The sequence below is a fragment of the Vibrio sp. Vb0888 genome (genome assembly GCF_033338835.1).
Taxonomy (GTDB): domain Bacteria; phylum Pseudomonadota; class Gammaproteobacteria; order Enterobacterales; family Vibrionaceae; genus Vibrio; species Vibrio alginolyticus.
On record NZ_JAWOTL010000005.1, the window covers coordinates 121,822 to 143,049 of the forward strand.

At 44.4% G+C, this 21,228-nt stretch carries 23 protein-coding genes and 1 tRNA gene; 19 read left to right on the plus strand and 5 right to left on the minus strand.

All coding sequences use genetic code 11. From position 1 onward, the window contains the following. The first annotated feature begins 14 nt into the window (after positions 1 to 14). From cydB to R7P72_RS09605, 15 genes are all read left to right on the plus strand, one after another. Positions 15 to 1,151 (plus strand): cytochrome d ubiquinol oxidase subunit II, encoded by a 1,137-nt coding sequence (gene cydB / locus R7P72_RS09535; RefSeq protein WP_006742909.1) that lies wholly within the window; start codon positions 15 to 17, stop codon positions 1,149 to 1,151. Between the two features lie 12 nt (positions 1,152 to 1,163). Further along, positions 1,164 to 1,271 (plus strand): cytochrome bd-I oxidase subunit CydX, encoded by a 108-nt coding sequence (cydX, locus tag R7P72_RS09540; RefSeq protein WP_000270284.1) that lies wholly within the window; start codon positions 1,164 to 1,166, stop codon positions 1,269 to 1,271. Beyond that, positions 1,264 to 1,566, plus strand: a complete 303-nt coding sequence (ybgE, locus tag R7P72_RS09545; protein WP_005378304.1) for a cyd operon protein YbgE — start codon at positions 1,264 to 1,266, stop codon at positions 1,564 to 1,566. Before cydX ends, ybgE begins: the two co-directional genes overlap by 8 nt. A gap of 172 nt (positions 1,567 to 1,738) precedes the next feature. Then, a complete protein-coding gene (gene ybgC, locus R7P72_RS09550; protein ID WP_017820044.1) occupies positions 1,739 to 2,158 on the plus strand; it encodes a tol-pal system-associated acyl-CoA thioesterase in 420 nt (139 codons plus the stop codon). Continuing rightward, complete coding sequence (gene tolQ / locus R7P72_RS09555; protein ID WP_005378301.1) at positions 2,148 to 2,846, plus strand: protein TolQ; 699 nt, start codon at positions 2,148 to 2,150, stop codon at positions 2,844 to 2,846. The genes ybgC and tolQ overlap by 11 nt, the downstream gene beginning before the upstream one ends. A 3-nt stretch (positions 2,847 to 2,849) precedes the next feature. Further along, positions 2,850 to 3,293, plus strand: a complete 444-nt coding sequence (locus R7P72_RS09560) for an ExbD/TolR family protein (RefSeq protein WP_005378298.1) — start codon at positions 2,850 to 2,852, stop codon at positions 3,291 to 3,293. Positions 3,294 to 3,306: 13 nt separating this feature from the next. Next, positions 3,307 to 4,371, plus strand: coding sequence for a cell envelope integrity protein TolA (gene tolA, locus R7P72_RS09565; protein WP_005378296.1), 1,065 nt, complete (start codon positions 3,307 to 3,309; stop codon positions 4,369 to 4,371). A 15-nt stretch (positions 4,372 to 4,386) separates the two neighbouring features. Next, positions 4,387 to 5,739 (plus strand): Tol-Pal system beta propeller repeat protein TolB, encoded by a 1,353-nt coding sequence (gene tolB / locus R7P72_RS09570; RefSeq protein WP_005387925.1) that lies wholly within the window; start codon positions 4,387 to 4,389, stop codon positions 5,737 to 5,739. A gap of 30 nt (positions 5,740 to 5,769) precedes the next feature. Then, complete coding sequence (pal, locus tag R7P72_RS09575) at positions 5,770 to 6,294, plus strand: peptidoglycan-associated lipoprotein Pal (RefSeq protein ID WP_005378293.1); 525 nt, start codon at positions 5,770 to 5,772, stop codon at positions 6,292 to 6,294. A 15-nt stretch (positions 6,295 to 6,309) separates the two neighbouring features. Next, positions 6,310 to 7,062, plus strand: coding sequence for a tol-pal system protein YbgF (gene ybgF, locus R7P72_RS09580; protein ID WP_005387926.1), 753 nt, complete (start codon positions 6,310 to 6,312; stop codon positions 7,060 to 7,062). 251 nt (positions 7,063 to 7,313) lie between these two features. Further along, complete coding sequence (gene nadA, locus R7P72_RS09585) at positions 7,314 to 8,375, plus strand: quinolinate synthase NadA (protein ID WP_042522106.1); 1,062 nt, start codon at positions 7,314 to 7,316, stop codon at positions 8,373 to 8,375. A gap of 118 nt (positions 8,376 to 8,493) precedes the next feature. Beyond that, the gene (locus R7P72_RS09590; protein WP_017635053.1) at positions 8,494 to 9,537 is read left to right on the plus strand and encodes a potassium channel protein; all 1,044 of its coding nucleotides are present in this window, start codon (positions 8,494 to 8,496) and stop codon (positions 9,535 to 9,537) included. Beyond that, a complete protein-coding gene (locus R7P72_RS09595) occupies positions 9,537 to 9,953 on the plus strand; it encodes a DUF350 domain-containing protein (protein ID WP_005378281.1) in 417 nt (138 codons plus the stop codon). Before R7P72_RS09590 ends, R7P72_RS09595 begins: the two co-directional genes overlap by 1 nt. An 8-nt stretch (positions 9,954 to 9,961) precedes the next feature. Beyond that, a complete protein-coding gene (locus R7P72_RS09600) occupies positions 9,962 to 10,531 on the plus strand; it encodes a DUF1190 domain-containing protein (protein WP_053307470.1) in 570 nt (189 codons plus the stop codon). A gap of 8 nt (positions 10,532 to 10,539) precedes the next feature. Beyond that, complete coding sequence (locus R7P72_RS09605; protein ID WP_054866291.1) at positions 10,540 to 11,706, plus strand: glutathionylspermidine synthase family protein; 1,167 nt, start codon at positions 10,540 to 10,542, stop codon at positions 11,704 to 11,706. Between the two features lie 73 nt (positions 11,707 to 11,779). Here the strand turns inward: R7P72_RS09605 and R7P72_RS09610 are convergent, their stop codons facing one another. Continuing rightward, positions 11,780 to 12,391, minus strand: coding sequence for a YecA family protein (locus tag R7P72_RS09610; RefSeq protein ID WP_005378278.1), 612 nt, complete (start codon positions 12,389 to 12,391; stop codon positions 11,780 to 11,782). 51 nt (positions 12,392 to 12,442) lie between these two features. On the opposite strand from R7P72_RS09610, the gene R7P72_RS09615 reads away from it, so the two are divergent. The 3 genes from R7P72_RS09615 (at position 12,443) to R7P72_RS09625 (ending at position 16,047) form a co-directional block, all read left to right on the plus strand. Beyond that, on the plus strand, positions 12,443 to 14,863 hold the full coding sequence (locus R7P72_RS09615; protein WP_005378277.1) for a hybrid sensor histidine kinase/response regulator: 2,421 nt from the start codon (positions 12,443 to 12,445) through the stop codon (positions 14,861 to 14,863). Positions 14,864 to 15,365: 502 nt separating this feature from the next. Further along, positions 15,366 to 15,815 carry an L-alanine exporter AlaE gene (locus tag R7P72_RS09620; protein ID WP_005378276.1) on the plus strand — a complete coding sequence of 150 codons (450 nt, stop codon included), beginning with the start codon at positions 15,366 to 15,368 and terminating at the stop codon, positions 15,813 to 15,815. A 144-nt stretch (positions 15,816 to 15,959) separates the two neighbouring features. Next, positions 15,960 to 16,047, plus strand: a tRNA-Ser gene (locus R7P72_RS09625). A 273-nt stretch (positions 16,048 to 16,320) separates the two neighbouring features. On the opposite strand, the gene R7P72_RS09630 is transcribed toward R7P72_RS09625, so the two are convergent. The 3 genes from R7P72_RS09630 to R7P72_RS09640 all read right to left on the minus strand — a co-directional run bounded on the left by R7P72_RS09630 (position 16,321) and on the right by R7P72_RS09640 (position 19,125). Then, positions 16,321 to 16,449 carry a hypothetical protein gene (locus R7P72_RS09630; RefSeq protein WP_005378275.1) on the minus strand — a complete coding sequence of 43 codons (129 nt, stop codon included), beginning with the start codon at positions 16,447 to 16,449 and terminating at the stop codon, positions 16,321 to 16,323. 349 nt (positions 16,450 to 16,798) lie between these two features. Further along, on the minus strand, positions 16,799 to 17,791 hold the full coding sequence (locus R7P72_RS09635; protein WP_005378274.1) for a cytochrome d ubiquinol oxidase subunit II: 993 nt from the start codon (positions 17,789 to 17,791) through the stop codon (positions 16,799 to 16,801). Between the two features lie 2 nt (positions 17,792 to 17,793). After that, the gene (locus R7P72_RS09640; RefSeq protein ID WP_005378273.1) at positions 17,794 to 19,125 is read right to left on the minus strand and encodes a cytochrome ubiquinol oxidase subunit I; all 1,332 of its coding nucleotides are present in this window, start codon (positions 19,123 to 19,125) and stop codon (positions 17,794 to 17,796) included. An 820-nt stretch (positions 19,126 to 19,945) separates the two neighbouring features. Here R7P72_RS09640 and R7P72_RS09645 point away from each other — a divergent pair. Further along, a complete protein-coding gene (locus R7P72_RS09645) occupies positions 19,946 to 20,194 on the plus strand; it encodes a hypothetical protein (RefSeq protein ID WP_005378271.1) in 249 nt (82 codons plus the stop codon). A gap of 5 nt (positions 20,195 to 20,199) precedes the next feature. Here the strand turns inward: R7P72_RS09645 and R7P72_RS09650 are convergent, their stop codons facing one another. Then, complete coding sequence (locus R7P72_RS09650) at positions 20,200 to 21,189, minus strand: Solitary outer membrane autotransporter beta-barrel domain (RefSeq protein ID WP_005388404.1); 990 nt, start codon at positions 21,187 to 21,189, stop codon at positions 20,200 to 20,202. Positions 21,190 to 21,228: the final 39 nt, after the last annotated feature.

Here is a 21,228-nt window from a genome sequence, read left to right on the forward strand (position 1 = left end):
AAGGAGATAACAAGATGTTTGATTACGAAATCTTGCGACTCATCTGGTGGGTACTAATCGGTGTTCTACTAGTTGGTTTTGCAGTAACAGACGGCTTCGATATGGGTGTAGGCGCGCTTGTACCTATCATCGGTAAAAACGACACGCAACGCCGTGTCATGATTAACTCAATTGCTCCTCACTGGGATGGTAACCAAGTTTGGCTTATCACTGCTGGTGGTGCACTGTTCGCAGCTTGGCCTTTGGTTTACGCAACGTCATTTTCAGGCTTCTACTTAGCGATGATTTTGACACTAGCAGCGCTATGGCTTCGTCCTCTGGGCCTAGACTACCGCTCTAAAATCGAAGATCCAAAATGGCGCAATACCTGGGATATCTGTATCTCAATCAGTGGTTTTGTTCCGCCAATCATCTTTGGTGTGGCGTTTGGTAACCTTCTACAAGGTGTACCATTCCAATTGAGTGAGTTCTTGATGCCAACATACCATGGCTCATTCTTTGGTCTACTAAATCCATTTGCACTGTTGTGTGGTCTAGTAAGCTTATTCATGATTTTGATGCAAGGTTCTACTTGGCTACAAATGAAAACAACAGGCGAAGTGCATGTGCGTGCGCGCAACGTTGCTCAGTTGGCTGGTTTACTGACGGTTGCTGCGTTTGTAGCGGCTGGTTTCTGGATCCAAAATATCGATGGTTACGTCATTGTTGGCGGTATCGACACTAACGCTGCTTCTAACCCTCTAAACAAAGAGGTTATCCGTGAAGCTGGTGCGTGGATGAAGAATTTTGAAAACTACCCATTACTATGGGCTGCTCCTGTACTAGGTGTTGCAATGCCGCTTCTCGCTGTATTGGCATCTCGTCTTGAAAAATGTGCGATTTCGTTCATTACTTCAAGCTTGGGTGTTGCTGGTGTTATCTTTACTGCAGGTTTTGCGATGTTCCCATTCATCATGCCTTCAGACTTAATGCCAAGCCACAGCTTAACAATGTGGGATGCAACGTCATCTGAGCTGACTCTGAACCTAATGACAGGCGTTGCGTTTGTTATGGTGCCAATCATCCTTGGTTACACATCTTGGACTTACTACAAGATGTTTGGTCGCCTTGATGACCAGTACATTGAAGACAACAAAAACTCACTTTACTAAGGAGCATTTACTATGTGGTATTTCGCATGGATTCTAGGTGTACTACTTGCTTGTGCATTCGGTATCATCAACGCTCTTTGGCTAGAGCACTCAGAAATGATGGATAAAGACAGTGAGTAACCTCGCTGATAAGGTAGCGAAACTTCACGCACCAATGGATAAGACTCTGCTACGAGTCTTATCTCTCATCCTTGGCTTTATGCACGTAGGATTGGTGATGTGGGACCCTGAAGCTTACCATCAAGCAATTGGTGGTTTTAACTCAATCATCGCACCAGCACTGATTTGGTCTGTATGTTCAAGCATGGTGTATGGGGTGGGCTTCAAGCCAAGAAACTGGTACTGGCAAGTTTTGTTTAGTCCTTATTTCTCGTTAGCTATCTTAATTTATCTAACGGCACTTTATTTCATTTAGGCTGAAATATGCTGTAATAAAGTCGGTTACTAAATCACCGAATAAAAGCTAGGTATCTCGCCTAGCTTTTATTTTTTCTACAAATTTCAAAAATATTTCCTTAGCTCGGTACCAATTGCTGTCGCTTCAGTTATAGTAATTACTTTAAAGAATTGAATATATTGGTACTCCCTTGCAAGGCACATCAAATCTCTTTCACTGGCCGATCACTGTGTACTATGAAGACACTGATGCGGGCGGTGTTGTATATCATTCTAATTATCTAAAATTCTTTGAGCGCGCACGGACAGAGATGTTACGTGCTAAAGGCATTTCTCAACATGTGTTACTGGAACAAAATATCGGCTTTGTTGTCCGACACATGGATATCGATTTCAACCAAGGCGCTAGGCTGGACGAGCATCTGACAGTCGTAACCCGAGTGTCAGAAATAAAACGTGCTTCTCTGCAATTCTGTCAAGAGTTGGTCAATGATCAAGGCAAGATATTGTGCAAGGCCTCGGTTAAGGTAGCATGTATCGATAATAAGAAAATGAAACCAATAGCTATTCCAACCTTTATAAATTCGGAGCTAACAAATAGTGACTGCTGATATTTCCATTTTAGATCTCTTTCTTCAGGCCAGTCTGTTGGTAAAGCTTGTGATGCTGACGTTGCTTGGCATGTCAATTGTGTCATGGGCAATGATCATCAAGCGCAGCAAAGTGCTTTCTCAAGCATCAAAAAATGCAGAGCAGTTTGAAGACAAATTTTGGTCGGGTACTGATCTTTCTCAGCTTTACCAAAAAGTAAAAGCGCGTAAAGACGAAATTGAAGGCACAGAAGAAATCTTCTACGCAGGTTTTACAGAGTTTGCTCGCCTACGTAAGAGCAACGCAAATTCACCAGCTTACATCATGGAAGGCACTGGCCGCGCAATGCGCGTTGCTGTTTCTCGTGAAGTAGATGAGCTAGAAACAAGCTTACCGTTTTTGGCAACAGTCGGTTCTATAAGCCCTTATATCGGCCTATTTGGTACCGTTTGGGGCATCATGCACGCCTTTATTGCGCTGGGTGAAGTAAAGCAAGCTACGTTGTCTATGGTTGCACCGGGTATCGCCGAGGCACTTATCGCGACAGCGATGGGGCTATTTGCGGCTATTCCGGCAGTAATGGCGTACAACCGCCTAAGCAATAAAGTGAGTAAACTAGAGCACACTTACGCAACATTTTCTGAAGAATTCCACAGCATCCTTCATCGTCAAGCGATGGCTGGCCGAGACAGCGCGGATAAGGAATAAAGCATGGCGGGTTATCAACCTAAAAAGCGAAAAATGACAGCGGAGATCAACGTTGTTCCGTATATCGACGTAATGCTCGTACTGTTGATCATTTTTATGGCGACCGCTCCATTTGTGACTCAAGGCGTCGACGTTGATCTTCCGAAAACATCGACCGCAGAATCTATGCAAGACCTTGCTGGCGAGACTGACAGTAGCTTTATTATCATCGAAATTGATAGCGAGGGTAATTTAGGCCTAAGCGTAAATGATGAAGAAGTTCAGCGAGGTTTGTCGTTGCAAGATGTTATTGTGCGAGTGAAAGCGGAGCGAGAGGTTAAGCCGGATTCACCAGTTGCGGTAGGTGGCGACGCGGCAACACCATATGCCGATGTTGTTCTATTGCTAGATGAACTAAGTCGAGCTGGTATCCCTAAGGTAGGTCTAATGACCGATATCAGGGAATAGACATCAATTATCTATGAAAGATCACAAGAAGAAACCCAACCAATACGCCAAACCGATAGCAATATCGGTTGGTTTGCATGCAATTCTAGTTGCAGCCCTGCTTTGGGGGACGGACTTCAACATGTCTAAACCAGAGCCTACAGGGCAAATGGTTCAAGCTGTTGTCATCGATCCAAAACTTGTGCAGCAACAAGCGAAAGAAATTCGCCAGCAACGCGAAAAGGCAGCGAAAAAAGAACAAGAGCGTCTTGATAAACTGAGACGCGAAGCAGAGCAGCTAGAAAAAAACCGCAAAGCTGAAGAAGAGCAAATTCGCAAGTTGAAAGAGCAGCAAGCGAAAGATGCTCAAGCGGCGCGAGAAGCAGAAGCTGCACGTAAGAAAAAAGAGCAAGAGCGCAAGCAGGAAGAAGAACGTGTTCGCAAAGAAAAAGAGCGAGCTGCTAAGCTAGAAAAAGAGCGCAAGGAAAAAGAAGAAGCCGTGCGTAAAGCTGAGCAGGAGCGTTTAGCAAAAGAAGCGGCTATAGCAAAAGCTGAGCAAGAACGTTTGGCTCGTGAAAAAGCAGCAAAAGAAGCGGAAGAAAAAGCACGTCGTGAGCGTGAAGCTGCTGAAAAAGCTGAACAAGAGCGCATTGCAAAAGAGAAAGCGGCAAAAGAGGCAGCGGAGCGAGAGCGTAAAGCGAGAGAAGCAGCTGAGCGTGCCGAGCGTGAGCGTAAAGCTCAAGAAGCCGCGTTAGATGATATTTTTGCGGGTCTCGAGAGTGAGTCAGAACAGAATCAGCAAGCGAAAAATCAACATGTGCAATCTGAAGTTGACCGCTATGGTGCAATTTACAAACAATTGATAGAGAGTCGTATCATTAAGGACGATTATCTTGTGGGAAAGTCGTGTAGGCTTAATGTGAAGCTAGTTCCAACTGGGACTGATGGTATTGTGAGTAATGTTACTGTGTTAAACGGTGACTCTCGTCTTTGTAGTGCAGCCAAAAGTGCAGTAGCCCAAGTTGGCAACTTTCCGATGCCTAAAGATAGAGATGTTATTGATAAAGTTAGAGATATCAACTTAACCGTTGAATACTAGAATAAGGAATAAGACGTGATTAGACGCCTTTTACTAGGAATGTTTGTACTGTTTAGCAGTATGACAAATGTGGCGAATGCCGCATTAGAGTTGGTCATTACCGATGGTATTGATTCAGCACGACCAATTGCTGTTGTTCCGTTTAAGTGGGAGGGCACACAAGCGCTTCCAACGGATGTTTCTGCTGTTATCGCCTCGGATTTACAACGTAGTGGTAAATTCAGCCCAGTTCCAACGAGCAAAATGCCACAAACACCGTTCAGTGAATCAGAAGTTAATTTTGATGCTTGGACCAATTTAGGTGTGGATGCGCTATTGACTGGTTCAATCAAGCAAAACGACCAAGGTGACTACGTTATCAACTATCAACTTGTTGATATTGTGCGTGGTCAGTTAACAGGTGGGAAGAGTAAGGCGCTTGGTAGTGACGGTGAATTAGTCCTGTCAAAAGATCATGTGCTGTTCAATAAAGTAGCCACTGTTCAAGGGCCTCGTATGCGTGAGTACGCTCACCGTATCTCTGATTTGGTGTATGAGCAGTTAACTGGCGACCGTGGCGCTTTCATGACTCGTATCGCATATGTGGTAGTGAACGATAAAGACCGTTTCCCTTACCAACTTCGAGTCGCTGATTACGATGGCTACAATGAGCGTCTGGTTTTACGCTCTAAACAACCATTAATGTCACCAGCGTGGTCCCCCGATGGTAAAAAGCTTGCATATGTTAGCTTCCAAAATGGCCAAGCAGAAATCTTCATCATGAACATCTACACCGGTGAACGTGAGAAAATTACTTCATACCCACGTCACAATGGTGCGCCAAGATTTTCGCCAGATGGCAATAAGTTAGCGATTGTTCTTTCTAAAACAGGCTCGCTTCATGTTTATACGTTTGACCTTAACACTCGTAAGCTGACGCAAATTACGCGTGGCAGATCAAATAATACGGAACCGTTCTGGCATCCGGATGGAAAATCGTTGATTTTCACATCGGATAGGGGTGGTAAACCACAGATTTATCAAGTAAATTTGGGCAGCGGTTCTATTGACCGTTTGACTTGGCAAGGCAGCCAAAATTTGGGTGGTCAGATTACTCCTGATGGGCGATTCCTAGTTATGGTGAACCGCAGCAACGCAGGATTTAATTTGGCGAAACAAGATTTGGAAACTGGTGCTCTTCAAGTCTTAACTAAGACCTTGCTTGATGAGTCTCCTAGTATTGCCCCAAACGGTGGCATGGTTGTGTATAGCTCGATTTACAACAAGAAAAACGTACTATCGATGGTGTCAATTGATGGTCGATTCAAAGCTAGATTACCGGCAACAAATGGGCGTGTTCGAGCGCCTGCATGGTCACCGTTTTTGTAGTAATAAGTTTGATTAATAAAGGAAAATAAGATGCAACTGAACAAGGTTCTAAAAGGGCTACTAATCGCGCTTCCTGTAATGGCTGTTACAGCGTGTAGTTCAAGCGACGACGCTGCTTCTAACACTGGTGCAGCAACAAACAACAATGGCGCAGTGGAAACAACAGTAGCTACGCCAATTGATCAAAGCGGTCAGTTGACAGAGCAAGAGCTAAAAGAGCAAGCGCTACGTGAAACTCAAACAATCTACTTTGCTTTTGACAACTCAACAATTGCAGCAGATTACGAAGAGATGCTAGCGGCTCACGCTTCTTACCTAAGCAAGAACCCAGCACTTAACGTAACTATCGAAGGTCACGCTGATGAGCGTGGTACTCCTGAGTACAACATCGCTCTAGGTGAGCGTCGTGCACAAGCAGTAGCGAACTACCTACAAGCACTAGGTGTTCAAGCTGACCAAATCTCAATCGTTAGCTACGGTGAAGAGAAGCCACTTCTTCTAGGTCAATCAGATGAAGTTTACGCTAAAAACCGTCGCGCGGTTCTAGTATACTAATTCGAGGTAATCCTCATGTTCAGTAACACTAAGCGCGCTGTTGCGCTTACGTTACTGGCAAGTGCAGCGAACTTTGCGTTCGCTGCACCAGCTCCAGTATCCGATCTCAACAGCACATCATCCGTCTCTAAGAGCCGTTCATCTGAAACGGAAGTAGAGCGTCTAGAGCGCTTGCTACAAAACCGCAATCGCGTTCAGCTCCAAATGCAACAGCAAATTGACCAAATGTCACAAGAGATCAGTGAATTACGTGGTCAATTAGAGCGAAATAGCTACGAAATGAAGCAAATGTTGCAACGTCAACGAGAGTTGTTTGTCGAGCTGGATCGTGTTCGTGGAGAGATAAAATCCGCGCCTGCGCAAGAAGCGAAACCGGCTAAAACAGGTGGTCAGTACACACCAAATGTTGATGAGCAAACGGCATACCAAAATGCAGTCGACCTCATCCTCAAGAAACGTGACTACACTGGCGCAATTGCAGCGTTCCAGCAGTTCCAGAAAGATTATCCTGATTCTACATATTCAGCGAATTCTCACTATTGGCTAGGTCAGTTGTACTTCGCTAAAAAGCAGGATGAGGATGCAGTGAAAAGTTTTGCCGCTGTTGTGTCTTATAAAGACTCCAATAAGCGAGCCGATGCGTTGCTTAAGTTAGGCGAAATCGCTGAGCGTAATAACAATGCAGCTCAAGCGAAAAAGTACTACCAACAAGTGGTTGATGAATACCCAGGTAGTGCATCTGCAAAACTTGCCAGCTCTAAGCTGTAAGACGTTATGTTTTGAAAAGGAAGCTTCGGCTTCCTTTTTCTTTTCCATTTTCTGTTGGTGCAGAACGGCTAAGTCGATAGCAATGATGCAGAGCCTCTGACCTTATGTTGCACCGAATTTCGCTACTCGGAAATGCTACCTGTAACAAAGATATACGGCTAGACCGCTAGAAATCCCCGCGACAAGTTGGTTTTTGAAAATTAACGAGGTTACAATACTCGGATTAAAGGAAGTTGCGTAGAGCAAGAGCAATGAGCCATATATTAGATAAAATCGACACTGTTTACCCATTCCCACCGAAACCAGTTCCATTAAGCGAAGAAGAAAAAGCATCTTACATTGAGCGTATTAAAAAGTTACTCAAAGAAAAAGATGCGGTACTTATCGCGCACTACTATACCGACCCTGAGATTCAAGCCCTAGCTGAAGACACTGGCGGGTTTGTTGGTGACTCGTTGGAAATGGCGAAGTTTGGTAATCGTCACCCTGCAAGTACATTGATTATTGGTGGTGTTCGCTTTATGGGCGAGTCGGCCAAAATTCTGACACCAGAAAAGCGCATTCTAATGCCAACGTTGGAAGCGGAATGTTCGCTTGACCTTGGCTGTCCTGCGGATAAGTTCAGCGAGTTTTGTGATGCTCACCCTGATCATACGGTTGTAGTTTACGCAAATACTTCAGCAGCGGTTAAAGCCCGTGCCGACTGGGTCGTTACATCGAGCATTGCGCTTGAAATCGTGGAACACTTAGACGCTGAAGATAAGCCAATTATTTGGGGACCAGACCGTCACCTAGGATCGTACATCGCTAACAAAACTGGCGCAGATATGCTGCTTTGGCAGGGTGAGTGTGTGGTTCATGATGAGTTCTCTGCTGATGCGCTACGAAAAATGAAGAGCGTGTATCCAGATGCGGCTATTTTGGTTCACCCTGAGTCACCAGCAAGCGTCGTAGAACTTGCCGATGCCGTTGGATCAACGAGTCAGCTGATCAAAGCAGCGAAAGAGCTTCCTCACAAACAAATGATCGTTGCGACAGACAAAGGCATTTTCTTTAAAATGCAGCAACTTGTGCCAGAGAAAGAACTTATCGAAGCGCCAACCGCAGGTGCAGGCGCAACATGTCGCAGCTGTGCACACTGTCCTTGGATGGCAATGAACGGTTTGAAAGCAATTGAGAAAGCGCTTAGTGAAGGTGGTGAAGAGCACGAGATTTTTGTTAACGAAGAACTGCGTGTTAAATCCCTTATCCCGCTTAACCGCATGCTAGATTTTGCTGAGCAGCTAAATATGCAAGTGAAAGGTAATGCTTAAAAAGTAGGCGTAACTGAAAATAAATCTCAAAAACCAGCCGAATATGGCTGGTTTTTTTGTGTCTTACTATCAATGAGTTACTATTGATGCAATCAATGAATATCGAGGTCATAAATTTATGGCGGTGTGGTTAGTAGTTAAAAAGTGGCTTAGTTCCCACCTTTTTAAATTGAGCAACCGAAGCCTTCTCATCTTTAGTGGCTTATATGTGAGCCTTTCATGGTGGCTGCTGGTTCTCGCTGGTGAAACAGCATTAACAGACAGTTTCGCTAACTTTATCTATTACCTCATGGTTACGGCGAGTACGGTGGGTTATGGCGACCATTCTCCAGTAACAGATTTGGGTAAATGGGTTGTCGTACTATTTGTAATCCCCGGCGGTTTGAGCTTATTCGCCGCATTATTGGGGCGTGTCGCTGGAGCAGCGATGGACTATTGGCGAGCGGGTATTTTAGGAAAACGGAGAGTAAGAGTGGAAAACCATATTGTATTGTTGGGCTGGAATGGATCGAGAACGATGCACCTTATTCGCATGTTACAACATGAAGAAGAGGGAAAGCGTCCGATTGTTTTATGCAGCCGTTCAGAAATAGAGAACCCGTTACCTGGCGAAATCAGTTTTATCAAAGTGACCAGTTATACCGATTCGCAAGAAATGAAAAACGCCAATATTGCCGAAGCCGCTTGCATTATTGTGGATAATCTCTCGGACGACATTACCTTGTCAGCCGCTCTATACTGCGCATCTGTAAACCCTTCCGCTCATTTGGTCGCTTACTTTAAAGATGAAGCGCTAGGCCGACTTCTAAGTCAGCATTGCCCGAAAGCGGAATGCATACCTGCTGTTGGCGCAGAAATGTTGGCAAAAGCGGCGGTTGACCCGGGCTCAAGTGCGCTTCATCAGGAGCTTTTGGCTTCAACACGAGGTATGACGCAATACTCAGTTATTTATCCTGAGGGGCAGTCTGCCACCACTATTGAGAATCTCTTCGTTTTTCTCAAAAGACGCCATCATGCCACGCTGATTGCTTTTGATATTGGCGATGGTATTCAACTCAACCCAGATTTAGATGCTGAAGTACCCGCGAGTACCAAGCTGTTTTACATTGCAGATGAACGTATTGAAGATTTTGCCTGGAAAGAAATGAACAAGGAACAATAATGCACATGATTGCTGGCCTGTTAGCAGGCTTCCCAAACTTTTTACTCTATTTCTCTGTTTCTATTATTTTTGTATTGGCGTTTAAGTTCATCTACGTCAAGTTGACGCCATACGATGAGTGGCATCTGATCAAAGAAAAACAAAATACAGCAGCAGCGATTGCGCTAAGTGGGGCCTTCCTTGGTTACTGTCTCGCGATTTCGGGGGCGGCAAAAAACTCAGTCAATATCGTCGATTTTATGGTATGGGGCGTTGTTGCAATGCTTGCTCAAATTATTGCATTTGCAATTGTACGCTTTATTTTACTTCCGAAAGTGGCAGAGCGTATCGAAAAAGATGAACTGCCAGCCGGTATTGTATTAGCAGCAGTTTCTGTTTCGGTTGGCGTATTGAATGCCGCGTGCATGACCTACTAGGAGGAACGATGAAGCGGAGTTCTAACGTTAAACGTTCTTCCATGGACAAAAGCTTAAAGCTTGGGAAAATTCTTCCCTTTGCTGCCTTTGGTGGTATTTTCTTCTTTGCTGCGTACGAGTCAAAAACAGAAGGGTACATTTTTTCTGATGCTGATGAGTGTAAATCTAACTCGCCTGAGTTTAGTGAACAGTGTGACATTGCATACCAAGAAGCTTTAGCTCGTGCCGAACAAAATGCCCCTCGCTACCGCAGCGAGTTCGAATGCGAGAATGATTTCTACGAGGATGATTGTTACTACAGTTCCAGTTCCCGAGCTTATGTACCTAACTTTGGCGGTTTTTTTTACAGTCGCTCATTAAGCGGGTTGAAAGGTTATAACAAGAGCTATTACTCAGAGCCGATGTACCGTTATAAATCCAAATTCTATAATGGAGCAGGACAATTCTTTGGCTCCTACCGAAATCAGCCGACCAAAGTTGCGACGAATAGCCTTAATAAACGTGGCGGCGGCACCATTGGCAGGGCGATGTCTCGAGGCGGGTTTGGTAAAGCGGTGTCGGTCAGTCGAGGCGGTTAAAAAGCACTATGTTTCGACGAGAAATACAAGAGCGCGAAAACTGGCGTGAATTAGCACGCCAGTTTGGTTTTGGTTTCCATACCATGTATGACCAACCGTATTGGGATGAGAGTGCTTACTATCAATTCACGCTGGAGCAAATTGAGCGCGATATAGAAGCGCCCACTGAAGAGCTGCATCAGATGTGCCTGGCTATTGTGGATGAAGTCGTTCGGAGTGAGCGGTTGCTGACGCAATGTGCGATCCCTGAATCTATGTGGGAGCAGGTCGCTTCTTCATGGAGACGAAGCGAACCTTCGCTTTATTCGCGGCTGGATTTCGCGTACAACGGGACCTCGCCTGCAAAATTACTGGAAAACAATGCGGATACGCCAACCAGCTTGTTTGAAACTGGCTTTTGGCAGTGGGTGTGGCTAGAAGATGTTGTAAATAAAGGTCGAGTTCACCAGAGCGCGGATCAATTCAATATTCTTCAAGACTTTTTGATCGAGCGCTTTGCCGAAATAGCAAAATACCAACCAGGACAAACACTTCACTTTAGCTGCTGCAAGTACACTGAAGAAGATAAAGGGACTGTCCAGTATTTAGAGGATTGCGCGCGAGAGGCAGGGTTAGCAACGGCATTCGTGCATGTCGAAGATATTGGAGTGACGGAAGATGGTCTGTTTGTGGATGCTGACGACAGAGCGATTCGTTGGATGTTTAAGCTTTACCCTTGGGAGTTTATGTTTGAAGAGGAATATGCGAAGTACTTAGCGACTGCGAACGTAAACTGGTTAGAACCGATGTGGAAGTCGATTCTATCCAATAAAGCACTTTTACCGTTATTGTGGGAGCGCTTTCCTAATCACCCGAACCTTTTGCCCGCTTATTTTGCTAACGATTCAAAAGCGAACACTATGAGAGATTGTGTCATCAAGCCACTATTTTCTCGAGAGGGCGCGAACATCGAGATCGTCATCGATGGAAAACGTTTTGTTAAAACGTCAGGGCCTTATGAATCTAAATTCAATATCGTCCAGCAATACCATCCACTACCTAAGTTTGGGCAAAACCATACGTTAATTGGCAGTTGGTTGGTCAATGATAGAGCTGCCGGTATTTCGATTAGGGAAGACAGTAGCTTAGTGACTCAAGATATGGCGCGGTATATTCCACATGTAATTTTAACATGATCAAAAAAGCTCTCCATTTGGAGAGCTTTTTGTCTATTCAGCCGTTCAATCTTGATGGTCGACAGCGTTGCGTCTATTGTTCTTCAGCTAATGCAACACCGCGCTGGGTAAGACCACATAACATCACTGGCATTGCATTGAAGATCTCTTCAAACTGCTCTAAGCCTTCCATACCTTGTTCGGCCAATGTTTCAATGGTTGTTTCTGGGTCGTAAAGCATAGTAAGAGAAAGTAAAACACCACCGAGTAGGGCATTATCTTCGCTATCCTCAGGCATCAACGTTTCCCAGTCATCACGCGCAAGTTGCCAGCCTTGTAATACACCTTCACAGAAATCGCGAGCCTGACTTGTTACAATGTCTTGCTCATCTAGCGCGCACCCTGCAGGCCACTGCCAAGTGCCTTCTAGGAGAGCGGGACGAGTTTGGTTCCACATTTGTACAATCTCGTCAATGTACTGCTCTAGTTGTTCACCGTCAGTAAATGGCGCTGTTTCTTCTCCACCCCATAAGAATGGCAACCACTCTTGAGGCATTAATACGTTTGGCGCTGCAGCCATCGCTGTTACAAAGCCTTGAGTTTTTGCTAGGTTTAGTAGTTTACCGTCAAGTTCTGGGAGAGAAAGGATGTCTTGTAGTTTCAAAATAGAATACCATTTGTTAATGGGCTGGTTGATTGCGCTCATCTTACCAATCAATTAGTGATAAATCGATATTAGGGAATGATTCACACATCTATGGAAATTCGCTCATCACTTAGAAAAAAAAGCATTCTCGCCCTAACACTTTACCTGTGCTTCTTTATCGCCACTATCGGTTCTGTCGCCTATTTGGTTGTTGAGCCACCAGTTAGACAAAAGCTAGAGCAAAACCTAGAGTTACGTACCCAACTCCTGGCTCTTGAGATAAAAGAGCCCCTCCTCAGTTCTACAGGTGTATTGAGCAGCTTAGTAGGGCTAGCCCAAGGGACTGAAAATATTCAATCTCTCAACACAATAATTCCACATATTCTTCAATTGAGTGACAAGATGCTTGTTAGTGGTGGTGTATGGCCTAAACCCGAACTCAAAGCAGAACAATGGAGATATAAAAGTCTATTCTTCAATAAAAACAGTGATAGTGGTATTGACCAAATTCACTCCTACAATAACCCCGAATCTGGCGGTTATGATAATGAACCCTGGTATGTCGCTGCCGCCGATGCTCCGGTAGGTTCTGTTAGTTGGTCTACGGTTTACATCGATACCTTTACTCAGGTCCAGATGATTACCGCGTCTTCTCCGTACTACCAAAACGGTCGATTCGCTGGAGTTGTAACGGTAGACCTATCACTTGATGCACTTTTTCAGTTTATTCGAGAGCACACGAACCAGCATTCTTTGGGGGTAGTGGTTCGCGATGCTGACTCAAACGTGATTATTGAACACAACTTTCAACTGACGGACGAAATTTATGTCAGCGAGCTTGATTTCGGAGAGTTCGATTGGCGCATGGAAGTTGTCAACGCAAAAGCTAAAGTCGCTGATCAAGTGTTTGAACAAGTGATGAGCGTTGAGGGGAGGATCATTCCATTTTTGCTCTTGTGTGTCTTGGTCGGTTACTACTTACTGAATCGCTATATTGTTGAACCAATTGTTCGCATTGCCGCTAAGATTGATGACTCGAAAACTGGTGGGATCATAGATATTGACTATGATAGCGATGACGAAATCGGACAGCTTATCGAGAAGTTCAATGAAAAGACGATCTATTTAGAGCAGGAGAGAATAAAAGCTCAGGCTTCGACAAACGCTAAAACGGCATTCTTAGCCACATTGTCCCACGAGATTCGCACACCAATGAACGGTGTACTAGGAACTGCCCAGATACTGTTAAAAACACCACTTACCGATGAGCAGCGTAAGCACCTGAGAACACTTTATGATTCAGGTGATCACATGATGACATTACTCAATGAGATTTTAGATTACTCAAAAATTGAACAAGGGCATGTTGAGTTTGAAAATAAGCCTTTCCCAATTGAGTCGATTATCGGCAGTATCAAGAGTGTTTATCAAACTCTATGTGCAGAAAAAGGTCTTCGCTTTAGAGTAGTCTCGCATTTACCAACGGGTCGTTGGTACAACAATGACAAAGCCCGTTTGCGTCAAGTACTGTTCAATCTACTCAATAACGCTGTTAAGTTCACCGATCGTGGCATCGTAGAGGTAGAGCTAGCCGAGAAATCGAGTAAGGCAGGCACCAAGCTGATACTAAAGGTAAAAGATACAGGAATTGGTATTTCAAAAGAGGCACAAAAACGCATTTTTCGTCCTTTTGAGCAAGCGGAGTCATCAACGACTAGGCGGTTTGGTGGTACAGGGCTTGGTTTAGCAATAGTCAAAGAAATCGCGGAACATATGGGTGGGCAAGTGGTTGTAGAAAGTCAGGAGGACGCTGGAACGACTTTTACTGTCGAAATTGCCCTTACACCTTGCAAGCCGGGTAAAGTAGAGTCAATCAATACACATAAATTGAACTGTAAAGGGTTGAAAGCACTCATTGTTGAAGACAACCGAACAAATGCGATCATTATGGAAACTTTCCTCCGAGCCAAGGGCTTTGAGTGCACAAGTGTCGAAAATGGTCAGCTTGCAGTCGATGAGGTTGCGAGCAAACCATTTGATTTGATACTGATGGATAATCATATGCCTGTTCTAGATGGCGTTGGGGCCATATCAGCCATTCGAGCAATGAGTTCACCTGCTAAGTCGGTACTGATTTTTGGCTGTACAGCGGATGTGTTCAAAGAAACACAAGAGCGTATGATTAATGTAGGAGCAGACCACATAATAGCGAAACCAATAGTGGAGTCTGAATTAAATGATGCACTGTATCTTCATGCGACTCAGTTATATCAGTACCAATCGGACTTTGATGGAAATGCAGCAGATAGCTTTAATGCTGAAAAGTGGTTACTCAACTTCTATGTCGCTCTAGATAATGGACATCTTAATGAAGCACTTGAGGCTATTTCAGCGATCATTGCGGAGGCTCCCCTTGAACTCAGTGACGACGTTTCTTCAGTCGCCGAACGGATAAGAAGTAACTTAAAGCGTCAGCAATCCCCAGACCAAGATGATATCGATACATTAACGATTTTGCTGGCCTCACCATAATTTAATCAATATGGCGCAACTGTGAATTGTTCTTACTATTCATACGTCATCCAGCTTCGTGACAAACTCTTCTAACCCGCAATGAACAGGCTTGCAGTTTTACTTTTACGAGTAAAACAGCAAGACCTTCTACTGTGATTATATCGGTAATACTCTGAATTTTCGCAGCTTGGTAGCATAAGCTATAGGAGTGACTGTTTGCGGTCCGAGTTTTGTTCTAACTTTACGTCGAAATAATTATCGTAACCCCTTTTTATGTAAGTGAAATCCGTGTTTTTGTACCATTTTTACGTGATTTTAGGCGTTTTTACTCGCCATTGGTGAAAAAAACTACTTTTACTTTAAAATTTGGTTATAAATTTACAACTTAATTTTAAATACAGAGCCATAAGCTGGTTTTTGTGTGTTCTAATTGCATCATTAACTGGCTTGATGTCTTTTTGGTGGTTAATAGTTTTATTATTCTTATTAATTGCAGTGTTTGATTTTAAGGGTTTTGTAAATGAAGTCTCGTGGACCATTTTGTATTCGTCACGCCGCAGCGGATACCTTTGCTATGGTTGTTTTTTGCTTTATCACAGGGATGATTGTCGAGATTTTGATTTCAGGGATGACATTTGAGCAATCTCTAGCATCGCGTACGCTATCGATTCCAGTGAATATCGCTATTGCTTGGCCGTATGGGGTTTTTCGTGATTGGGTGCTGCATCAAGGTAGTAAGGTGTCGCCGTCTTCCTTTATGAAAAACATCTCTGATCTGGTCGCTTATGTACTATTTCAATCTCCAGTTTATGCGGGTATCTTATTCGCGGTTGGCGCGTCTACAGATCAAATTGTGACCGCAGTGGCAAGTAACGCTGTTATTTCTTGTGGCATGGGTGTGTTGTATGGGTACTTCTTGGATATGTGCCGCCGTTGGTTCCGTGTTCCCGGTTATTCTCAAAGCATGTAAATGCCCCAGTTTTGCTCAATTTAGTTACTTAGTGAGCAATCGATTCGAAAAGGGCGCTTTTTTTTATGTTTAGCCTTGACCATCAGGCACATAATCATTAAATTAGCGCCTCGTTAGCCAATGATGCTAACCAAAATTTGATTCGGTGAGTTGTCCGAGTGGCTGAAGGAGCACGCCTGGAAAGTGTGTATACGGCAACGTATCGAGAGTTCGAATCTCTCACTCACCGCCACATTCTAAAAGGTCTGATTTATCAGGCCTTTTTTCATATCTGCACTAAAGTAATGCGTCATTGAAAGTACATAAGAGTACTCAGAGTGCAAACGCAACTCTATCTACAAGCCAACTGTTCATATCTCACCTCGATACAACGCCAAAATTGAAGAAGCTATACAGAGGCAGCCATAATCTGATTGGTGCGGGTTAGCCCATCCGCTTTAATCTAGAATTTAGCACCCATATCACATGAGGTATGAATACGGCCACAAGAATGAACGTATTGCTACTAGATGCTAAGCAAAACAGCCATGAACACGAATACAACAGCAATCATACCAAAGAGATCTGTGTTTAGATTGAGGTCATCAGGGTTAAATTTTTCAATGCTTTGCGTCGTTTTGCATCTTATCTTCATGTTCTTGTCCTTATTTCATGTACGATTTCAACAGCAACATAACATGCAATTGAGTGTTCACAAGTCATAAAAAGCATAAGTATACTTGCACCACATTGAGCGCAAAAAATACTCAAAGCGTTTTAAAGTGGCGGTCTACCTTTTGTAACATCAAATATTCTTTCTGTTTTTGTGCCTGTATCGCTATAGTTGAGAAACGGTTATCTCGTTCTAGTTAGGAACAAACTACTGGCTGCCGCTACATTCTCTCAGCGTTCCCACTCAGTCGCCTTGGGTAGATACTTTAGTCGTTGAGTACTGCAAAAAAACGCCGCATGAGCAGCGGCGCTTTGTTGAGGAATTCCCTTTCCTACTTGTAGCTAAGTTCTGTCGCTTTGCCTTTGAAGATCCGGTATACCACAAAGGTGTAAAGCAATATCACCGGCATAACAATCATCACACCGTAGCCCACGATTATTAACGTCGCAGGCGAGGAGGCAGCTTGTTGTGCGGTCATTAATCCCGGCACAACTTCTGGGAAGAAGCTATACGCAAGCCCGAGAAAGCTCAACGCGAAAATGACAGTGACACCAAAGAAAGGCCAGCGCACACCCAGATCATTCACCATTGGAACCTGACGCAAATAGCGATCAACTAGGAAGATGGTTGCCAATACAATTAACGGAACTGGGGCAAGCAACAAGATTTCTGGGAAGCTGAACCAACGCAAGGCGACTTGTTGATTTACAATCGGGTTTACAACGCTCACCACTAGGATTCCCAACGCCGCTAACCAACCAGCACGGCGAGACCAACGCGCCGAGCGTATTTGCAAATCACCTTCCGTTTTCAGTACCAACCATGCGCCACCGATGTAAACATACGCCGCCGTTACACAAAGTGCGCTTAACCATGCAAAGCCAAATGCTTCTGTTGATTGCTCAAATCCCATGATGTAACGACCAACCATGTAACCTTGGGTTAGCGCGGTGACTAACGAGCCAATTCTGAAGCACCAATCCCAATGAGGTTTATGATCCGAGTTCGCTTTGGCGCGGAAGTCGAACGCTACGCCACGCATGATCAGTGCGATAAGCATGATAGCGGTCGGCATATAAAGCTCCGTCAAAATCAAGCTATGGGCAGTAGGAAAGGCAATCAGCAGAATACCGACGGCTAACACTAACCACGTTTCATTTGCGTCCCAGAAAGGGCCGATAGACGCTATCATTCGGTCACGTTGCGCTTCATTATCACTTGGCAATAGGATGCCGACGCCAAGGTCGTAGCCGTCGAGCACGGCATACATAAAGACCGAGAAACCAAGCAGCAGAAGGTATATTTCTGGTAGATAGTCGAGCATGATTAGGCCTCTTGTTGTGTCAGTGGGACTTCATGGGCTGCAACGTCTTTGCGCGCCAAATAGAACAGGGTATGGATGTACGCAACCAGCAATGCTGCGTAAATGGCCAAGTACATAATGAGCGAAGTCATCACACTGCTGCTCGCAACCGTGGTGACAGCTTCTGATGTGCGCAATACACCGCTGACCAACCAAGGCTGTCGACCAATCTCAGTAACATACCAACCCGCCAGTGTGGCTATCCAACCAGAGAACGTCATAGCTAACACTGTGTACAGGTAAGGTTTAGGTAGCGCTTTTTTGCGTGCTAGCTTCACCGCGCCATACCAGCTAACCAGCAGCATAAGAACACCTACACCAACCATCACGCGGAAACCAAAGAACAAGGGCTTCACTGGCGGGTGATCAGGTGCAAACTCGTTAAGTCCTCGGATTTCTCCGTCTAAGTCATGAGTAAGAATCAAACTCGCTAACTTCGGGATGCCAACTTCAAAATCATTGCTGCGAGTTTCTTCATTTGGCATCGCAAACAGAAGAAGGGGCGCGCCTTGCTCGGTCTCCCACACGCCTTCCATTGCTGCAATTTTTGCAGGTTGATGTTCAAGCGTGTTTAACCCGTGAAGGTCACCGACAAAGATTTGTACCGGGATGAACCCAGCCGCCGCGAACAGCGCGACTTTTAGGCCAAGTTTGGCTGAGCGGTGATCTGACTTTTTCATTATTTGATAAGCCGAGATACCTGCAATCAAGAAGCTGGCAGTCAGCGCCGATGCTAATAGCGTGTGTAGAAGACGGTACGGTAAAGAAGGATTGAAAATGACTTCTTTCCAACTGGTCACATGAACAATGCCGTCAATCACTTCATAGCCACTTGGTGTGTGCATCCAGCTGTTAAGCACCAGAATCCAAAATGCGGACATACTTGTCCCAACAGCAACCAGAACGGTGGCGAGAGTATGAACCCATTCCGGTACTCGTCCTCGCCCAAAAAGCATTACACCCAGGAAGGTGGCTTCCATAAAGAAGGCGGTCATCACTTCGTATCCGAGCAATGGTCCAGCTACGTTTCCGACTCGTTCCATAAAGCCTGGCCAGTTGGTACCAAACTGGAAACTCATCGTAATGCCGGATACCACACCCAAGGCGAAAGTGAGAGCGAATATCTTGACCCAGAAGTAATAAACATCGAGCCATACGGGGGCTTGTGTGCGGTTATATCGCCACTTGAAAAACACCAACATCCATGCCAACGCGATGGTGATGGTCGGGAAGAGAATGTGAAAGCTGATATTGGCCGCGAACTGGATCCGCGACAGCATGAGGGTATCTAACATCTTGGTTCCTCAAAAACGTGCCATACTAAAAATCGTGTCTATCTGTAATTTAGTTACGAAAAGTCGGGCAGTTTGGATTCATGTATCGAGAAATACAGGTGATTCTGTTTTCTTCTAACAATGATTTATATCAACTAAGACAAAGAAAGGAGTGTAGGAAATTGTCTCAAAATGCCACTAATAGTCGCGAGAAGTGAGTAAAAGAAAGCAAATGTAACTGAAGGAGCATGGATTAAGATTAGTTCGAATTATCCTTATGATGGTTTCGATAATCCTGAAATAAAATTACAGAAACAATATTTTTAGTAAGGAAATTTGCCTTGCCTTCACTTTGAACCTCCATACTATTTATACACTAGTCATGTCGAGATCGTCTCAAACACAGCAAGCTTACTGACAGTTAAGGTGGGAAACTTTAGCTAATTGATAAACTTAAAATTGCACCGCTAATGACATATGCATCATAAGTTTGTTAGGACTCGACCAGAAGTGCGATAGGCTACATTTTTATACTAGCGAACGATTTAAAGCTAGGTAATTCGGCTTTCACTAGATCAACAAGTCGACTGTGGACCATTTTCGATTCCTGATGAGTTTCAATCCAAACTGACACTTACTTTTCAGCAAGTGTGCTAGTGTCTTTCTTGTTATTTATTAAATAATTAATAAATGCCGATATGGTAAAGAGAGTTGTGGACAGCTATCTCGAGCAGTAGACTGACGCTAGCCAGAGAGTCTGACTTTGAGGGGGGGGGGCATTCTACATGAATCTTGGATTCTGCCACCGCAAAGCTGATATTGAATTTGATGGAGATGGATAATGAACGACAGTTGGGCTAATTTCTTTCCTTACTTTGCTGGAGCTTTTAAGCTTATTGTATTAGGGATAGGAGCCTACTTAGCCATTAAATGGCATTTTGACGAAGAGCGAAGGGTAAGAGAAGCGGAAGGTGTGGTGTTTGATAACCCAAGTCTCATGAAAAAGTTTGCGAAGACGCTAACTCTGCCATTCCTTTTGTGTCTTCTAGTTCTTCTTGTTATATATGCTACCAACTGGTTCCTGTACTGACAGCGTTATTGTTTGTTGTAGTAAAGTTGAATGCTGCCACCTCTGAGAGTCGAGCCGTAGTTGAAGTTAACGCCTATGCCGAAATTGTCCAACCAATCAAAGGGCTTTGGTGCATAAAATAGCCATCCTATAGAAGCTTCGTAGTAATGCGGACTTCCCAGTTCATCGCTTAAATCATGCGAAAGGTCGACTCTTTTAATCCCAGTAAATAAAGCTTGCTCACCGTGATAAATATTGTAGTAACCGGTGATTTCATTAGATAGGTACCAACCTTTAGGGTTGCCTATATTGCCGTTATTTGCGCTTCCCCAGCTGTGCCCAATGAATGAATTCAATGTCGAACTGGCATGCCATTTCCCCCAACTTGTGGGAGACGTGTATTTGGCTTTAATGGATGGTTGAACTATTGCCGCCCATGCTGAAACGTTAACGGCACGGCCGTCTAGGATTCTTCCAATGATGGAGGAAAGTTTATTATCGGTAGAGAATGAGTTTTCATAACGCATAAGGTGAGTCGTCGTTCTGGTGCTAAGGGTGACGTTTTCACTTGCTTTGTATAGATACCCATAACCAATCGATGCACCGTATGTCCTTTCCTTGAGAAGATCCTTACTTGTGCCGAATAGTTTGAGATCATTCTCTGTTTGTATCGTAAATGCCTTAAACGACAGCTCATGTAAATCCTCGCTGCCCTCTATGTCAAAGTTAGTCGTGTAAGGGAGAACATATACGGATTTGCTTCGACGTTCATTGATTGACTCGTCAGTCCCGAACTCTGGGTTGGCGGTATCAAATAATGCATTCGGATCAAAGTCGCCAATACCAAACGCAATTGCGTCAGTATCGGACAGCAACACCGCGATAGAAAAACGTTGTTGAAGAAGGTTGCTAATTTCCTTATCTAGTGGATCCGCATGAGCAGTATGAGGTAGAGAGAGTAGGAGAGCGAGCGAAACGACTCGCCACTCCACTGAGGCGAAGTTGGGTTGGAACATTTTGGCTCTTTTAAATGGTTCATGCATGGAGTTTTCGGA

Excerpts from the sequence above, each read along its gene's own strand:
- cydB (WP_006742909.1), top strand. The coding sequence starts at position 15 with ATGTTTGATTACGAAATCTTGCGACTCATCTGGTGGGTACTAATCGGT.
- R7P72_RS09630 (WP_005378275.1), bottom strand. The coding sequence starts at position 16,449 with ATGAAGATAAGATGCAAAACGACGCAAAGCATTGAAAAATTTAACCCT.
- ybgF (WP_005387926.1), top strand. The coding sequence starts at position 6,310 with ATGTTCAGTAACACTAAGCGCGCTGTTGCGCTTACGTTACTGGCAAGT.
- R7P72_RS09615 (WP_005378277.1), top strand. The coding sequence starts at position 12,443 with ATGGAAATTCGCTCATCACTTAGAAAAAAAAGCATTCTCGCCCTAACA.
- cydX (WP_000270284.1), top strand. The coding sequence starts at position 1,164 with ATGTGGTATTTCGCATGGATTCTAGGTGTACTACTTGCTTGTGCATTC.
- R7P72_RS09600 (WP_053307470.1), top strand. The coding sequence starts at position 9,962 with ATGAAGCGGAGTTCTAACGTTAAACGTTCTTCCATGGACAAAAGCTTA.
- R7P72_RS09560 (WP_005378298.1), top strand. The coding sequence starts at position 2,850 with ATGGCGGGTTATCAACCTAAAAAGCGAAAAATGACAGCGGAGATCAAC.
- R7P72_RS09620 (WP_005378276.1), top strand. The coding sequence starts at position 15,366 with ATGAAGTCTCGTGGACCATTTTGTATTCGTCACGCCGCAGCGGATACC.
- R7P72_RS09645 (WP_005378271.1), top strand. The coding sequence starts at position 19,946 with ATGAACGACAGTTGGGCTAATTTCTTTCCTTACTTTGCTGGAGCTTTT.
- R7P72_RS09610 (WP_005378278.1), bottom strand. The coding sequence starts at position 12,391 with ATGAGCGCAATCAACCAGCCCATTAACAAATGGTATTCTATTTTGAAA.
- R7P72_RS09595 (WP_005378281.1), top strand. The coding sequence starts at position 9,537 with ATGCACATGATTGCTGGCCTGTTAGCAGGCTTCCCAAACTTTTTACTC.
- pal (WP_005378293.1), top strand. The coding sequence starts at position 5,770 with ATGCAACTGAACAAGGTTCTAAAAGGGCTACTAATCGCGCTTCCTGTA.
- R7P72_RS09605 (WP_054866291.1), top strand. The coding sequence starts at position 10,540 with ATGTTTCGACGAGAAATACAAGAGCGCGAAAACTGGCGTGAATTAGCA.
- nadA (WP_042522106.1), top strand. The coding sequence starts at position 7,314 with ATGAGCCATATATTAGATAAAATCGACACTGTTTACCCATTCCCACCG.
- R7P72_RS09635 (WP_005378274.1), bottom strand. The coding sequence starts at position 17,791 with ATGCTCGACTATCTACCAGAAATATACCTTCTGCTGCTTGGTTTCTCG.
- tolA (WP_005378296.1), top strand. The coding sequence starts at position 3,307 with ATGAAAGATCACAAGAAGAAACCCAACCAATACGCCAAACCGATAGCA.
- R7P72_RS09640 (WP_005378273.1), bottom strand. The coding sequence starts at position 19,125 with ATGTTAGATACCCTCATGCTGTCGCGGATCCAGTTCGCGGCCAATATC.
- R7P72_RS09650 (WP_005388404.1), bottom strand. The coding sequence starts at position 21,189 with ATGTTCCAACCCAACTTCGCCTCAGTGGAGTGGCGAGTCGTTTCGCTC.
- R7P72_RS09590 (WP_017635053.1), top strand. The coding sequence starts at position 8,494 with ATGGCGGTGTGGTTAGTAGTTAAAAAGTGGCTTAGTTCCCACCTTTTT.